General features: G+C 62.5%; 14 protein-coding genes. 1 reads left to right on the forward strand and 13 read right to left on the reverse strand.

Features of this window, described 5'->3' with window-relative positions; genetic code table 11:
- Positions 1 to 38: 38 nt before the first annotated feature.
- The 8 genes from AC1AX7_RS00435 to AC1AX7_RS00470 all read right to left on the reverse strand — a co-directional run bounded on the left by AC1AX7_RS00435 (position 39) and on the right by AC1AX7_RS00470 (position 8,642).
- Entirely contained in the window at positions 39 to 821 is a 783-nt protein-coding gene (locus AC1AX7_RS00435) for an ABC transporter permease (protein WP_476508142.1), read from the reverse strand.
- Positions 818 to 1,555 carry an ABC transporter ATP-binding protein gene (locus AC1AX7_RS00440; RefSeq protein WP_476508143.1) on the reverse strand — a complete coding sequence of 246 codons (738 nt, stop codon included), beginning with the start codon at positions 1,553 to 1,555 and terminating at the stop codon, positions 818 to 820. Before AC1AX7_RS00440 ends, AC1AX7_RS00435 begins: the two co-directional genes overlap by 4 nt.
- A 44-nt stretch (positions 1,556 to 1,599) precedes the next feature.
- Positions 1,600 to 3,603: a DEAD/DEAH box helicase gene (locus AC1AX7_RS00445; RefSeq protein WP_476508144.1), complete on the reverse strand. Its 2,004-nt coding sequence runs from the start codon at positions 3,601 to 3,603 to the stop codon at positions 1,600 to 1,602.
- 110 nt (positions 3,604 to 3,713) lie between these two features.
- Positions 3,714 to 4,421, reverse strand: coding sequence for an SDR family NAD(P)-dependent oxidoreductase (locus AC1AX7_RS00450; protein WP_476508145.1), 708 nt, complete (start codon positions 4,419 to 4,421; stop codon positions 3,714 to 3,716).
- A gap of 147 nt (positions 4,422 to 4,568) precedes the next feature.
- The gene (locus AC1AX7_RS00455) at positions 4,569 to 5,858 is read right to left on the reverse strand and encodes a uracil-xanthine permease family protein (RefSeq protein ID WP_476508146.1); all 1,290 of its coding nucleotides are present in this window, start codon (positions 5,856 to 5,858) and stop codon (positions 4,569 to 4,571) included.
- Positions 5,859 to 5,957: 99 nt separating this feature from the next.
- On the reverse strand, positions 5,958 to 6,788 hold the full coding sequence (locus tag AC1AX7_RS00460; protein ID WP_476508147.1) for a histidine phosphatase family protein: 831 nt from the start codon (positions 6,786 to 6,788) through the stop codon (positions 5,958 to 5,960).
- Positions 6,789 to 6,978: 190 nt separating this feature from the next.
- Positions 6,979 to 7,683 carry a L,D-transpeptidase gene (locus AC1AX7_RS00465; protein WP_476508148.1) on the reverse strand — a complete coding sequence of 235 codons (705 nt, stop codon included), beginning with the start codon at positions 7,681 to 7,683 and terminating at the stop codon, positions 6,979 to 6,981.
- Between the two features lie 206 nt (positions 7,684 to 7,889).
- A complete protein-coding gene (locus AC1AX7_RS00470) occupies positions 7,890 to 8,642 on the reverse strand; it encodes a helix-turn-helix domain-containing protein (protein ID WP_476508149.1) in 753 nt (250 codons plus the stop codon).
- A 185-nt stretch (positions 8,643 to 8,827) separates the two neighbouring features.
- Here AC1AX7_RS00470 and AC1AX7_RS00475 point away from each other — a divergent pair, with 185 nt between their 5' ends.
- Positions 8,828 to 8,953 (forward strand): hypothetical protein, encoded by a 126-nt coding sequence (locus AC1AX7_RS00475; RefSeq protein ID WP_476508150.1) that lies wholly within the window; start codon positions 8,828 to 8,830, stop codon positions 8,951 to 8,953.
- 169 nt (positions 8,954 to 9,122) lie between these two features.
- Here the strand turns inward: AC1AX7_RS00475 and AC1AX7_RS00480 are convergent, their stop codons facing one another.
- From AC1AX7_RS00480 to AC1AX7_RS00500, 5 genes are all read right to left on the reverse strand, one after another.
- Positions 9,123 to 10,322 (reverse strand): IS1249 family transposase, encoded by a 1,200-nt coding sequence (locus AC1AX7_RS00480; protein ID WP_476508151.1) that lies wholly within the window; start codon positions 10,320 to 10,322, stop codon positions 9,123 to 9,125.
- 235 nt (positions 10,323 to 10,557) lie between these two features.
- Positions 10,558 to 11,133, reverse strand: a complete 576-nt coding sequence (locus AC1AX7_RS00485) for an ECF transporter S component (RefSeq protein WP_476508152.1) — start codon at positions 11,131 to 11,133, stop codon at positions 10,558 to 10,560.
- A gap of 68 nt (positions 11,134 to 11,201) precedes the next feature.
- Complete coding sequence (locus AC1AX7_RS00490; RefSeq protein ID WP_476508153.1) at positions 11,202 to 12,110, reverse strand: DUF362 domain-containing protein; 909 nt, start codon at positions 12,108 to 12,110, stop codon at positions 11,202 to 11,204.
- A gap of 181 nt (positions 12,111 to 12,291) precedes the next feature.
- Positions 12,292 to 13,356 (reverse strand): YeiH family protein, encoded by a 1,065-nt coding sequence (locus AC1AX7_RS00495; RefSeq protein ID WP_476508154.1) that lies wholly within the window; start codon positions 13,354 to 13,356, stop codon positions 12,292 to 12,294.
- Between the two features lie 90 nt (positions 13,357 to 13,446).
- The gene (locus AC1AX7_RS00500; RefSeq protein ID WP_476508155.1) at positions 13,447 to 14,271 is read right to left on the reverse strand and encodes a LysR family transcriptional regulator; all 825 of its coding nucleotides are present in this window, start codon (positions 14,269 to 14,271) and stop codon (positions 13,447 to 13,449) included.
- Positions 14,272 to 14,299 lie beyond the last annotated feature (28 nt).

The raw sequence follows: 14,299 nt of genomic DNA on the forward strand, positions 1-14,299 counted from the left end.
TGGAAGCATTGACCTGCATATACGACTCAAATTCCCCCTTACGGCAGCCTCAGGCAATCGTCTTTGGTGAAGCATGTACGGTATACCATCGTCATGATCAGCGAATCGGCCAGCAAAGTCAATGCCGCGATCGCGCCAAGAATCACGAACTGGTATTTTGCCGCGTCCAACGGGTCGCCGCCGGCGATCACCTGTCCTGCCATCATTCCGGGAATCGTCACGATGCCGCTGGATGCCAGCGATGCAGTCGTGGGCAACAGTCCAAGGCGAATCGACGACATGATGGATGGACGGGCGGCTTCCCATGTGGTCGCGCCCAAGGCGAGCATCATGTCGATTTCATCGCGACGCTCTCGCATCGACTCATAGAATCGGCTTAATCCGACCGCCAATGCGGATACGGTGTTTCCCAGCAGCATGCCGGTCAAAGGAATGACCAGTTGAGGAGCATACCACGGTTGCGGGCGAACGATCAGTTCCGCGACGAGGGCGAGCATCAGCAGCATCGTGACGGCCAGGCTCAACAGCACCGGGCCGACCAGTCCGTGAGGCACTCCTTTGGCCCGAGACAATGTGATCTGCACGGCGGCGACCAGCATCACCACGATGAGCGCGAATACCAGCCATGGATTGTTCGACCGGATGACATAGCCCATGATCAGGCCCATCGCGCATAATTGCAGCAATGCACGGCAGGCAGACCACAGCAGCGTGCGTCCGACGCCCAGACGCATGAGTCCGGACACCGCGGCGGCCACCGCCACCATCAGCATGGCGACCAGCAACCCCCACAGGTCGATCGAATAATAGTTGCCGCTCATCGGTTCCGCTCCTCATGAAGTGCGCCATCACGCAATACGAGGATGCGCGAGGCCCGGCCATCCGACGCGCGATGCCGAACACGAATGATCGCCATGCCTTCTTCGGCGGCCTGCCGCATGATTTGGGCAACCTTATCGGCGTTGTCGTCATCCAATCCCGCGTCGACCTCATCGGCCAACAGCAGACGCGGTTTCGTCAGCAAGGTTCGTATCAGGCTGACTCGTGCGGCCTGTCCACCAGACAGGTCATGGGGAGGCCGGCCAAGTTCGATGTCCTCGCATCCGACCGCATCCATCATGCGTCGGATGGCGTCGTCGTCGACGCCCCGAAATGCAGTGTTCCGCGCGAACCGCATACGTGCCGTGGCGTCATATGATGCCGAGCGTGCGCGCAGCATCCAAGGCAGACGAATCGTTTCAGCCACCGTCCGTCCCGGCAATATCGATTTCTGCGGCAGATATGATACATTGCAACGCCACTGCTGGGGAGTGAATTCCGTATCCGGCCGCCCGTCAAGGGTGAGCTCGCCGTGTGCGTTCGGATTCAATCGGGCGAATGCCGTCAGAAGACTGCTTTTGCCTGATCCGGATGGGCCTGTCAGGTCCACTATCTCACATGGACCGATGTCAAGGCAGATGCCGCCGAACAACGTACGCCCGCCTTGCTCGCCGGGCATGGTGCAAGTGACGTTCCGTGCGGAAAACAATGATTGGCTGCGTTCCATGGGGCTCATGCTATCATCCAAGCCCATGGAACGCAGCCAATCGCGAATGTCCGTCAACGCGTGCGGAACGGGGCGCGTTTGACCTTCGTGCGGCGACGGCGGGGTACGCCGGAATGTTTTTCGCCGTAACGCGCCTTCATACGGCGTTCGTGACGCTTCACGTCCTCGGAATGCTCATCGGTGCGGATGCGGTTCTCGTCGCGGTGGATGCGCTTGCCGGAATACTGCGTATGGTCGCCGCGACGCTTCCTGTCGTTACGGCGATCCCGATCATCCCGACGATTCTGCGTCGTTCTACGCTGCTTTTCCGGTTTGCCGGCGTCGCGATCGTCTTTGCGGAGCACCGGACGATCGGCATCGCGCTTGGACTTCGGCCTGTCGTTGCCACGCTCCCCGGATTCCTCCTGGCGGCGCCTCTCTCGTTCGGCCTTGGAGGCGGCATGGCGACGGTCATACTTTTCACGGCGCTTGTCGTTGCGTGGCCTCCCGCCCTTGGCGGCGACATCCGTCTCTTCGGTTTCCGTCCGGCTGCCGCGCGGCTCTTCGAACGCTTCGACACCGCGCGTGGTCTCGTCGTCGCGGCGACGGTCCCCGCGGTCGCGACGGCCGTGTTTCCTGCCGCCTTTGCCGAAGCGGTCGTCGTTCCTGCGGCGACGCGTGCCGCGACCGCCGTCATGGTCGTTCTTTTCGCCGCGTCGACGCGGATTGCCGGCAGGCTGCGACTGCTCCAATGTCCAGCCGAACACCGGTTCGGCCATCTCTCCGACCAGTTCCAGCACTTCCGGGGAATCGGAGCGCACCTTGACGGAGCGCACCTGCAATCCGGCTTCGCGCATGGTGCGACGGGTTTTGCGACGCTGTTCGGGAAGCATCAGGGTGACGACGTCACCGGCCTGGCCCGCGCGCGCGGTACGGCCGGAGCGGTGCAGGAACGATTTCGGATCGTCCGGCGGATCGACCTGGACGACGAGTTCGACGCCGCTGATATCGATGCCTCGCGCCGCCACATCGGTGGCGACCATGACGTGGACGTCGCCGCAGTCGAAGGCCGCGAGATTGCGGTCGCGCTGGTTCTGGCTGAGGTTGCCGTGCAGCTCGGCGGCCGGGATGCCGCTTTGCGTCAATGTTTTGGCGAGCTTCGTCGCCTGGAACTTCGTGCGCGTGAACAGGATGCGACGGCCCTTGCCGCTGGCCAGCGTCTTCACCAGGGCGGGCTTGTCGTCACGCGTGGTCTCGAACACGTGATGGGTCATCTCGTCGACCGTGGAGGTCGCCGAATCGACGCTGTGCACCTTCGGATCGGACAGGAAGGTTTCCACGACCTCGTCGACGCCGTGGTCGAGGGTCGCGGAGAACAGCATGACCTGGGCGTCGAAGGAGATCTGGCCGAGCAGTCGCTTGACCGGCGGCAGGAAGCCCATATCGGCCATTTCGTCGGCTTCGTCGATGACCGCGACCTGCACGTTGTCCAATGCGAGGGCCTTCTGTTCGATCAGGTCCTCCAGACGGCCCGGGCATGCGACGACGATGTCCGCGCCTTCGCGCAGTTCGCGGAACTGGCGGTTGTAGCGCACGCCGCCGTACACGGTCGTGGTGGCCATGCCGTACATGCGGGCCAGAGGGGCCAGCACATCGTTGATCTGATTGGCCAGCTCGCGCGTCGGAGCCAATACCAGACCGCGCGGGCGCGGCAGACGGTCGTCTTCGCGGCCGTTCTCGTCGGCGCCCTGGTTTTTGGTACGGCGTCCGCCGCCGCGGTTTCCCTGCGCATTGGCGCCCATGCCGATTTCACCCAGCCGGGCGACCAGCGGGATCGAAAAGGCGAGCGTTTTGCCGGAGCCGGTGCGGCCGCGTCCAAGCACGTCACGGCCTGCCAGCGAATCGGGAAGGGTGTCGGCCTGGATCGGGAATGCGGTGCGCTTGCCGTCCGCCGCCAGCGCTCGGACGAGCGGACCGGGTACGCCGAGTTCGGCGAAGGTGTAGGTGCGGTCGGCGTCCTGCATGGTTTCGGGCATGGACGATTCCGCCGCAAGGGCATCAAAAGTGTGTTCTGGCACAATGGCCTTTCATGTCAAAAGGTTGCGCGCGTTGCGCAAGCCCATCCACAGTACCGTACGCCCGATACTTTCGGCCGGAGCGCCCTTATGTCCCTGCCGCAGCGCGCCGGTCAGCTGTTGCGGTTGATTTCGATGTCGCTGACCGTCAGATTGGCCGGTGAGGTCAGATTGCAGACGATCACTTCGGCCAGCTGGTCGGCGCGCATGAAGGTGTGCTGCTTCTCTTCGGACACGTAGTCGCGGCTGTCGCGATAGAACGCGGTGTCGATGCCGCCCGGGTATACGGCGACGATTTTCACGCTGGTCCCCTTGTATGCCGCCTGCAGGCTCTTCGTATAGCCCTTTTCGCCCCATTTGGCCGCGCAGTACACGCTTTCGCCGGCGTTGCCGCGCGTGGCCGCGGTGCTCATGATGTTGGCGATCTTGACGTCCCTCTCCCCCGTGGCCTTCAATGTCGCCACGCTCCACAGGATCATGCCCTTCAGGCCTTTGAGGCATTTGTCGACGTCCGCGGCGACGTATGCGGCCGGGACCTTGAAGGACGGCTGTCCGGCATTGTTGACCAGCAGATCGACATGCCCCAGCTTCGCGATCCGCGACATGGATTCCTCCACGAATGCCTCATCCGAGACGTCGCCGACGAACGCCTGATATGAATCCTGCGCGAATTCCTCGGAAAGTTCGGCCTGTCGCCGCGCGTTGAAATCGATGCCCGCGACGAACCATCCCTTTTCGATCAGCTGACGGGTCATCTCATAGCCCAATCCCAATGCGCTGCCCGTGACGACGGCGATTTTCCTGCCCTGCGCTGTTGCCATGGCGAATCCCTTCATTGTCTTGTCATGCGTATGCCGTTTCAATGGTTCATCATATACGCGCGCAGCTTGCATGGATAGCGAAAAGCCCCTTTTCCAAGGGGCTTTTCGTCATCCATGCGACGATATCGCCGCCGGACGAAGCCGACGTCACAGAATGTCCGGATCGTCCTTTTCGATCGTGCCGGTGGCCTTGCCGATGGCCTTCAGCCCGTGGTAGGCGACGAGCACGACGATGGTGCCGAGCGCGATGCCATTGAAGGACACGCCCTGAATGGCGAAGGTGAAGTCGGCGATGCCGATGATCATCACGATCGCGGCGGTCATGACGTTCAGCGGCTTGTCGAAGTTGACCTTGTTCTCGACCCAGATGCGCACGCCGATCATGCCGATCATGCCATACAGCAGCGTGGTGACGCCGCCGAGCACGCCGGCGGGAATCGTGTTGATGATGGCGCCGAACTTCGGGCACAGGCTCAGCAGCAGCGCGAAGGCCGCGGCGCACCAGTACGCGGCGGTCGAATACACCTTGGTCGCGGCCATGACGCCGATGTTCTCGCCGTAGGTGGTGGTGCCGGAACCGCCGCCGAAACCGGCGAGTGCGGTGCCCAGGCCGTCCGCGAACAGGGCGGTGCCCATCTGGCCGTCATAGTCACGACCGGTCATCTGCGCCACGGACTTGACATGGCCGACGTTTTCGGCGACGAGCACGAGCACGACGGGGATGAACATCGGCAGGATCGTCAGGTCGACCTGCGGCAGGTGGAACTTCGGGAAGCCGATCCATGCGGCGTCGCCGATCGCGGAGAAGTCGACCTGTCCGCGGATGCAGGCGTAGATATAGCCCACGATGACGCCGAGCAGGATGTTCAGGCGGCCGAGCAGCCCCTTGAACAGCACGGCGATCAGCAGCACGGCGACCAGGGTGACCAGTGCGGTGTCGGGCGCGGCCTGGAAGTTGTTCCATACGGACGGGGCCAGATTGAAGCCGATGATGGCGACGATGGCGCCGTTGACGACCGGCGGCATGATGATGTCGATCCACTTGGCGCCGGCGAAATGCACGAGCACGCCGACCAAGGCCAGCAGCAGGCCGGTGACCATGATGCCGAAGGACGCCACGGCCAGACCCTTGTCGGCGGTGGTCACGGCCGCGATCGGCGCGATGAAGCCGAAGGACGAGCCGAGGTAGCTCGGCAGGACGTTCTTGTTGATCAGCAGGAACAGTGCCGTCGACATCGCAGTGAAGAACAGGGTGGTGGACGGGTCGAAGCCCGTCAGGATCGGCACCAGGAAGGTGGCGCCGAACATCGCGATCACATGCTGGGCGCCGATGCCGATGGTGCGGCCCCAAGTCAGGCGCTCGTCGGGTTCGACGACCTCGCCGGGGGCCAGCGTCTTGCCGTCGCCGTGCAGCTGCCACGTGAACAGATTGGACATTCACATCTCCTTAACTCTCTTGCGCGGCGGCACTGTGCCGCGCATCACAGCCATTGTAATGGAGACATGTCCAAATACCGGCCACCGGCGGCGCGGCCGTCAGCGTTCGTGGTATTCGACCAGATGCGGGTCGACGGTCTGCACGACGTTGACCAGGTCTCCGTTCGACAAAACCGGACGTTTGAATTCACGCCACGGCTCCACCTGCACCCGCCAACGGCCTTCGTCCTCGTCATGCACAGGCCGCGCGGTCTGTTCCCAGCGGAAGCGCTTATAGGTTCGGCCCGAATCGGGATCGCGACGGGAATAATGCAGGCATGTGCAATTGGTGATGCGCCATTCCTCGGCGTCGGCGCGATGCAGGAACTCCTCGTCCGACAGGTCTTCGAGCGTCAGCATCAGCGCCTGCATCAGATCGCCGTGGCTGACCATGACCACGGATTCCGCGTCGGATTTGCGGTTGAGCGAGGTGAGCAGATTGTGCACGCGGTCCTCCGCCACGTCGGCGATCGACTCGCCCGCCGGCGGGCGCCAGTATAGGGGATCGGTGTTTTTGAACATCCAATTGCGCGGATAGTTGTTGCGGAAATCCTCTTTGGTGATGGTGTTGATCTCGCCCCAGGAGCGTTCTCGCAGCACACGCGTCTCCTCCCATTTGGCTTTGGGCAAGGCCATCGTGGCCGCGGTCTCGCGGGTGCGCACATACGGGGAGACCAGGTAGCGGTCGAACAGCGGCTGCTGCGCGACCAGCCATCGGCCGATGCAATCGGCCTGCTTGCGGCCCGTTCCGGTCAGACGCCATGAGCGGTCCGGCACGGTGACGTTGTCCTGCGTGTACAGGGAATTGTCTCCCTGTTCGCCCGCGTTGACGATGACATTCGCCTCCGATTCGCCGTGGCGAATCACATACAGATCAAGCGGCATGCTCATATGCCGAGTCCTCCTTATCCGTCGTCGCGTCCCATTCCTCCTCGCATGGGGCGCCCATAACCGTCCAGAGCACAACCGTAGCCGAAATCGGCGGAAAAACACGGCCGTCCGATCATCATGTCGCAAAAAATTCAGCAGCGTGACACCGCCGATTCACGTTCTCCGGTCGAGGAGCGCCCGCAGGGGGCGGTCAGCCGATATGCACGGGAGTGCCTTCGGGGATGTTCTCGTACAGCCACTGCGCGTCGGCGACGGTGAGCCGCACGCATCCGTGCGATGCCGGCTCCCCCAGCTTGATGGCTTCCGACTCTATGTATTCCCCGGCGTTCTGCGTGGTGGGCACGCTGTGGAACAAATAGGTGGTATCAAGGAAGGCGACCCAATAGTCGGCGCCCATGCCTTCGGACTCGTTGTAGAAATGATCGCCGCGCATGCCGATCGTGTAATCGCCCGTCGGCGTGGTGTCGTCCAGTCCCGTGCTGGCGATCATCGTATAGACCACGTCTCCGCTGGACCGCAGGTATACGCGCTGGTCGGCGATGCTGACGTTCAGCGACAGATCGGGCAGCGCGCTTATATCAGGATATTCGCCGCCCGAAGGCGCACGCCAATCCAACGCCGCGGATTCACCGTCCGCATCGGACGGCCGCGCATCGTCCGCGTCCGACGCATCCGAGTTCCTCCCGTCGGCGTCGCCGTTCTTCCTCACGTCGACGCTTTGCGGCGTCGGCGCATCGGCGGCGAACATCTTCGCGCGCATTTGGACGACGCCGAACACCGACGTCGCCACACATGGCAGGAAGGCCGCAAGGCACAGGACGGCCACGATGCGGCGACGGCGATACCTCCGTTGCCTGTCCGTCCGTTTTGCGGCATATGACTTTGTATTCGACATTCTTCTCTCCGGCATGATTCCGCTTTCCACGTCACAGCGCATATACCGCACGCGATTCCGCCATGAATATACGACGTCCTACTTTATCCGCAGACTTGCCCGGCGGCGAGAACCGTCTTCCGATGATGCGGCTTGCGCCGGGGCTTCGACCTGCGATTTCGGCGCGTCCCGATCGAAGGCTTGGAGGAGTGGCATCTTACGGGAGGCTATTCAGGCCAGACGCCGGCCTGCGCGTAGGTCTTCCTGTATTGGCTCGGCGTCATGCCGGCATGCCGCTTGAACGCCTTCGAAAAGTGGCTTTGCGAACGGTATGCGAGAATCTGCGCGATTTCGGCGAATCCGTATTGCGAATATTTCAGCATGTTTTCGGCGGCCTCCATGCGCCGGTCGGCGATGTATCTCGATATGGGCGTGCCCGTTTCGCGGGCGAACAGTTCGGAAAGATACGTCGGATTCAGATGGACGTGCCCGGCCAGGATCGCCACGGTGATCTTTTCATGCAGATGATAGTGGATGTAGTCCATGCATTCGGCGACGGCTTTGGAATGCACGTCGGTTTTCTGCATGTCCGCCATCGCCCATGTGAAGAACGTCATCATATCGGTGTGCAGACGACGCACGTCCTCCACGTTTCGGCAACGGTCCATGTCCTGTATGTACAGGTCGGAGGCGTTGTAGGCGTCCTCCTCATCCATGCCGCCGTCGATGGCGAAGCGTGTGGCCAATGTGATCGATGTGACGAAACGGTATTTCGCATTGCGCAGGGGATCGTCCGACAGGTGTCCGTACAGGCCGGAGTCCCATAGGCGTGCGCTTTCGGCGATGGCGGAGACGTCGCCGACGCGCATCAGATCATATTGTTTCATCTCCTCCACATAACGGTGGTGCCGTATGCGGTCTTCGCGCGCGATGAAGTCGAGGTAGCGCAGACGCGCTTCGCTGACGATGTTCTGCGTCATATGTGCCCGCCTTGTACGTGAACAAAATGTAAATAACTCTGATTACCCGATGATTATACAAAAATAACAATGATTTCGGCATGCATTCGCGAGGCGGGCCGTTTTATCGTATAAGTGCAAAACAGAAGACGGATAAAGAAAAAACCACCGTATGCAACACGGCATTCCAAGGAAAGGAGTCCATCATGATGGACAACGAAATGATGAACAAGGCTCTGCGTTCCCCGCTCGCCGCCTCCGACCCGTCCCTGGGCCACTACGCGCTTTCCCAGGCGATCTGGGGCGCGATCAAGCACATGACCCGCAAGTAGGACTTTCTCCAGAACGGCGTCAGGGCCGGCAGTCATGAAACCGCAATGGCCCGCGTTACGTACTGACCGATTCGAGGCCGCACGGCATCAGCGTGCGGCCTCGATTTTATGCGAATGCGCAACCGAGGCATAAGTAACAAAATGTGGGTCTAATGACATGGTTTCCCGCTCAATGGACCCACCCCTTCCTGACACCGAAACCGGATTCATAGGCATCGACGCCGTCGGCTTTCCCGCCGGGAAGCTGGACTGCGACCTCGGTCCCGGGTTCCGGCTCGGCCGGCTCGGGATCCGGCCGTTCCGCGTCCTTCCCCTGTTCGGCGAGCCATGCCGCAAGCGCGCGTTCCGGATCGGGGTCGGCGGTCTTCATGTACAGATGCCATTCGACGGCCGTGCGCATATGTCCCTCGCTCATCCCGCGATGCAGGCCGGGCAGCCGTTTGACGCCGCTGTCGGCGCCGCCCTCGATCATGTTCGTGGTCGGCGGGACCGCGTCGCGCACGGGATTGCCGGGATCCAGGAACGCGAAGAGCTCGCCCCGGCCGACGAGCCGTTCGAGACGGTGGTACGCGGAACGCACCCGGATGTGCGTATACCACCACTGTCTGCCCGCCAACGCCTTGGGATTGGTCGGATCGTCCTTCGCGCTGGTGCGCTCCTTCAGGAACGCACCGTACCGGCTGTGCCATGAGTTCAGGTCGTCGGCCCACCGCGCGGCCTGTGTCTCGTCGCCGATCGCGGTCAGCCTCAGGTACAGGCCCCGCAGCGACTTTCCGGCCTCGGTGCGCGGTCTCGTCGTCAGGTCGCGCCTTCCGTCGCGCTGCACGTGCACCAGGCAGCGTTGGACGCGCACGTCCCGCCACCGTTCGCGCGCGGCGGCGCCGGTCGTCATCGCCCCGTCGCAGCCGAGCGTCCGGATCCGGCCCATCCTTGAGAACATCAGCCGGTACGCGGCGATGGTCTCATGGTCGCACCACTGCCAGGCCAGCACGCGGCAGTCGCCGTCGCACGCGACCAGCAGGCACCATCCATGGGACAGATACGTGCCGTCGGCCTGCGCGTAGTCGCGGTCGTGCGGTTCCGGCGACGGGACAGGTATCCGCCAGCACCACGAGGTCATCCGCCAGAACGTCTGCCTGCTCACGCCGAGATCGGCGGCGGCCTCGCCCGCGGTGCGGCGTCCCAGCAGCCATCGCAGCCATACGCGGAACCGGGCCTCCTTCGTGCGATCGTCGCGGCGGACGGTGGTGGACATCCGGCATTCGTCGCAACGCCATCGCTGCCTGCCGGCGGAGGTGAATCCCTTCTTGCGCATCGGACGGCCGCACGAGGGGCATTTGCGGGCGCGGATCGATTTGTGTTTGGCCATGCCCCAGTCAACCACGCCACCGGATAAAACGGGGATCCCGGACGCCGCCTTTAATGGGCAAAACGTTAATACCGTCCCGACACGCTTACTCCCGCAAGGGCCGACGGGTATTATTAGACCCACATTTTGTTACTTACGCCGCAACCGACGAATACATACTCGTACTCGGAAGGCAACTCGAGGGGCCGGCACGGAAGAATCCGCACCGGCCCCTTTCGCCTATGTGAAACGAATTCTACGAACGCTTCGCCATCAGGCTTTCTGCCCAGAACAGCGCCAGCGGGACCAGAGCCCACTGCAGCAGGATGCCCGGCAGACCGGCGACCAGCGTGCTGGTCCAGATCGCGGCGACGCTGGACTGCGCGCCGAACGCGAACACGGCGATGGCGGTCGCCACGGACAGCACCACGCGGCCCGCGACCTGAGCCAGGATGACCTTCACCAGACCCGGCAGCTTCACGGAACGCAGCAGGCCGGCGAACAGACCGTACGCGCACAGTTCGACCATCATGAACGGAACCATGGCCAGCACCGGCATGCCCGACAGCGCGAAGCTGATCATCGGAGCCAGCAGACCGGTGACGGCGCCGGCTGCGGGACCCGCGAACAGGCCGATGAAGATCACGGGCAGATGCATCGGCAGCAGCGTCGACCCCAGGGACGTGCCGAGTCCGGAGGCGGCGCCCAGCACATGGAAGAACTGCGGCAACGCGACCGCGGCGGCGACGCCCAGAACGGTGATGGCGGATTTGACGCTTACGGACAGGCGCGGCGCATCGGTGCGGCGCAGCGCCGCAATGGCGGTGGACATTCTTTATACTCCTTCTATCAACGATTCAATGCCGCGAAAGCGGCGCATCATTCGGCGGGCTTCCGCCGTCAGTCAAGCTCGGTCAGGCGGTACTCGCGGGACCCCAATCCAAGCTCCTCGGCGTATTCGAGCGTGTGTTCGCCATGTCGCGTGGCGATGCGTTCGGTGACGGAGGCGCCGTCCGGGGCGATATGGACCAGGTCGACGCAGGCCTGGTCGAGCGCGACCGGGTCGAGCGAGGCGAGAACGCCGACATCATGCATATCCGGTTCGGCCGGTTCCGCGAAGCAGTCGCAGTCGACCGACAGACGGTTCATGACGTTGATGTACAGCATGTTGCCGTTCATATGCGTGATGACGGCCTCGTCGGCTTCGGCCATCGACTCGAGGAAATCGTCCTGTTCGGCCGCAAGCCAATGGTCCTTGGTCTGGCCGGCGGAATGGATCCAACGCTTGCCGTTGGATGAGGCGATGCCGATGGACACGTTCTTCAACGCGCCGCCGAAGCCGCCCATCGGGTGGCCTTTGAAATGCGACAGCACGACGAAGGAGTCGTAGTCGTCGATATGCCTGCCGACGATATCGTAGGCGATGTGGCGGTGCCTGGCCACCGGGATTTCGATTTCGCCGCCCATGTCCATGATCTGGATCGGCGCGATCTCGCCATAGCCGCGCGCCTTGAACACGGCCTCGCTCTTTTCGGGGGTCTCACGGTTGCCGTCGTATGCCGTGGCGCATTCGACGAGGGTGCCGCCGATTTCCTGGACCAGATCCTTGATCAGCGCAGGATTGAGGTTATTGGATTTTTCGGATTCGCCGGAATGGATTTTGATGGCCACCTTGCCCTTCGGCGTCGTGCCGAGCGCACGGTAGACGCGTTGCAGGCTTTCCGGTGTGATGACGCTGGTGAAGAACACCTCCGGGGCCCGTTCGTCGCCGGTGCGATGCTCCAGAGTCTCAAGATTCATCGTGGTCATGCTGCTCCTCGATTCTCTAATGTTGTCGATATCGAGCGTAGCAACTTCAAGCCGACTTTAAACAAATTTGATGCGCGAGTCGCGATGTTTTCACCCGCATCGACAGGCATTCGCCTGCAATATGGGAAATCCCCTTCGCGTTGCATGGGAACGCGAGGGGGAGATGCGAAACGGGCTTCCGTCAGAAGAACAGGATGGCGACCGCCGCGGCGAAGAACACCAGCAGGATGGAGGTGAGGAAGCTCGCCAGGAAGGCCTTGCGTCCCTTGTCCGCGATGGCGCGGAAGTTCACGTTGATGCCGAGGGCGGCCATGGCCATGCCGAGTACGATGTAGGCGAGGTCGACCAGCTGCGGGGCGACGGCGGCGACGGCCGGCACGAAGGTGCCGATCACGGATGCGCCGATGAAGCCGAGCATGAACCACGGGAAGGCGATGGAACGCTTGCCTTCCGAGTGGATGGCGGAATGCTTCCTGTCCCACCAGATGGCGATGATGATCGCGGCGAACACGAGCATCAGCACGCGCGACAGCTTCATGATCGTGGCGATGTCGACCGCGCCGAAGGCGTCGCCGGCGGCGACTGCGTGCGCGATCTCATGCAGGGAGGCTCCGGCCATGATGCCCATCTGGTCCTTGGTCATGCCGGTCAGCGGCGCGATGGCGATTTCGAGCAGCGCGAAGATCGTGCCCATGATGGCGACGGTGGCGACGGCCATGACTTCGTCATCGGCTTTGTCCTCCTCTTCCTCCGGCGGAACCTTGATGGAGCCGGACAGGCCCATCACGGCCGCGGCGCCGCAGATGCCGGTGCCGCCTGCGGTCAGGATGGCCAGTCGCGGTTCGACGCCGAGCCTGCGCGCGATGTTGTAGGCCACGACGATGGTCAGCGTGACGACGACCGCGGCGATCGGCAGGCATTTGACGCCCTGGGTGAACAGCACCTGCAGGTTGAGCTTGAAGCCCAGCAGGATGATGCCCAAGCGCAGCAGCTTGTTGGAGATCAGGCCGGCCGCGTCCTTGACGCCGGCCTTACGGCTGGCGTTGGAGCCGATGTAGGCGCTGCGGATCGGGAATTGGATGACCATGCCGATCAGCAGCGCGATGATCAGCGCGCCGAACAGGCTGAACCCCGGATACTGTTTGAGCCAGGAGCCGATGAAGGACGCGATCAGCGTCAACACGGCGATGAACAACATATCGACGGTGGCGATGCGTTTCCACCATTTCACACAGAATTCTCTCATACCTGCTATTACACACCGCCGCTAAACATCGGTCAAATAGAACATATCAATACATGTCATCGAAAAAATCAATGACAAATCAGAGTTCGGTCACATCACCGCGGATTGCATCGCGGCGATCATCACATCAACGGCATCACGCTGCTCACGCCCCAATCCGGAACGCGGAATCAGCGCATAGAAACGACGCTTGAATTCGCGGCCTATCCCACGGACCGGCACATCCTTCGGCACCGCCGAACGCGACACCACCGAACAGCCGACGCCGCTCCCCAGCATCGCCACAATCGCGGAATTGCTGGAGATCGTGATCGTATGACGCGGCACGATGCCGTTCATCTTGCAAAACAACTCGGTGTAATAACGCACGCCCGACCCGGCCTCACGCATCAGCCACACGTCATCCGGATCTCCCGCCAGCACCAGCTCATCCTCGCACAACGTCACCCGTTCCACCGATTCGTTGATGATCGGCTTCTCCACGACGCCGAACTGGACGGCCTTCAGACCGACCTGCTCCAGAATCGCATCCGAATTGCGCACATCGGCCGAACAATCATAACGGTCCAGCATCGGATGCAACGCACGCAGCGCGACAGGCAGCAACGTCACCGACGACGTGTGCGAGAACAGCATGGACAACGGCGCCGTATTGCGTTCGGCCCTCGCGATCGATTCGCACGCCTCCCGCCAATCCCCACCGATGCGGATCGCCGTCTGATAGAGCATCCTGCCGGCCTCGGTGGCTGCCACATCGCTTTTCGCGTTGCGCACGAACAGCCGCGCGCCCACCATGCGCTCCAGCGCGGCGATGCGGGACGACACCGTGGACTGCGAAATCTTCAGCTCGTCGGCGGCCAACGTGAACTGGCCCGTCTCATACACCGCGACCAGCGTCTCAAGCAAAGGGAACATGGCAACACACTACCGCCGCGGGCCGCCA

Source organism: Bifidobacterium sp. LH_449 (genome assembly GCF_056356755.1).

Coding starts and splice junctions, on each gene's coding strand:
- AC1AX7_RS00435 (WP_476508142.1), bottom strand. CDS start 821: ATGAGCGGCAACTATTATTCGATCGACCTGTGGGGGTTGCTGGTCGCC.
- AC1AX7_RS00440 (WP_476508143.1), bottom strand. CDS start 1,555: ATGAGCCCCATGGAACGCAGCCAATCATTGTTTTCCGCACGGAACGTC.
- AC1AX7_RS00450 (WP_476508145.1), bottom strand. CDS start 4,421: ATGGCAACAGCGCAGGGCAGGAAAATCGCCGTCGTCACGGGCAGCGCA.
- AC1AX7_RS00455 (WP_476508146.1), bottom strand. CDS start 5,858: ATGTCCAATCTGTTCACGTGGCAGCTGCACGGCGACGGCAAGACGCTG.
- AC1AX7_RS00460 (WP_476508147.1), bottom strand. CDS start 6,788: ATGAGCATGCCGCTTGATCTGTATGTGATTCGCCACGGCGAATCGGAG.
- AC1AX7_RS00465 (WP_476508148.1), bottom strand. CDS start 7,683: ATGTCGAATACAAAGTCATATGCCGCAAAACGGACGGACAGGCAACGG.
- AC1AX7_RS00470 (WP_476508149.1), bottom strand. CDS start 8,642: ATGACGCAGAACATCGTCAGCGAAGCGCGTCTGCGCTACCTCGACTTC.
- AC1AX7_RS00475 (WP_476508150.1), top strand. CDS start 8,828: ATGATGGACAACGAAATGATGAACAAGGCTCTGCGTTCCCCGCTCGCC.
- AC1AX7_RS00480 (WP_476508151.1), bottom strand. CDS start 10,322: ATGGCCAAACACAAATCGATCCGCGCCCGCAAATGCCCCTCGTGCGGC.
- AC1AX7_RS00485 (WP_476508152.1), bottom strand. CDS start 11,133: ATGTCCACCGCCATTGCGGCGCTGCGCCGCACCGATGCGCCGCGCCTG.
- AC1AX7_RS00490 (WP_476508153.1), bottom strand. CDS start 12,110: ATGACCACGATGAATCTTGAGACTCTGGAGCATCGCACCGGCGACGAA.
- AC1AX7_RS00495 (WP_476508154.1), bottom strand. CDS start 13,356: ATGAGAGAATTCTGTGTGAAATGGTGGAAACGCATCGCCACCGTCGAT.
- AC1AX7_RS00500 (WP_476508155.1), bottom strand. CDS start 14,271: ATGTTCCCTTTGCTTGAGACGCTGGTCGCGGTGTATGAGACGGGCCAG.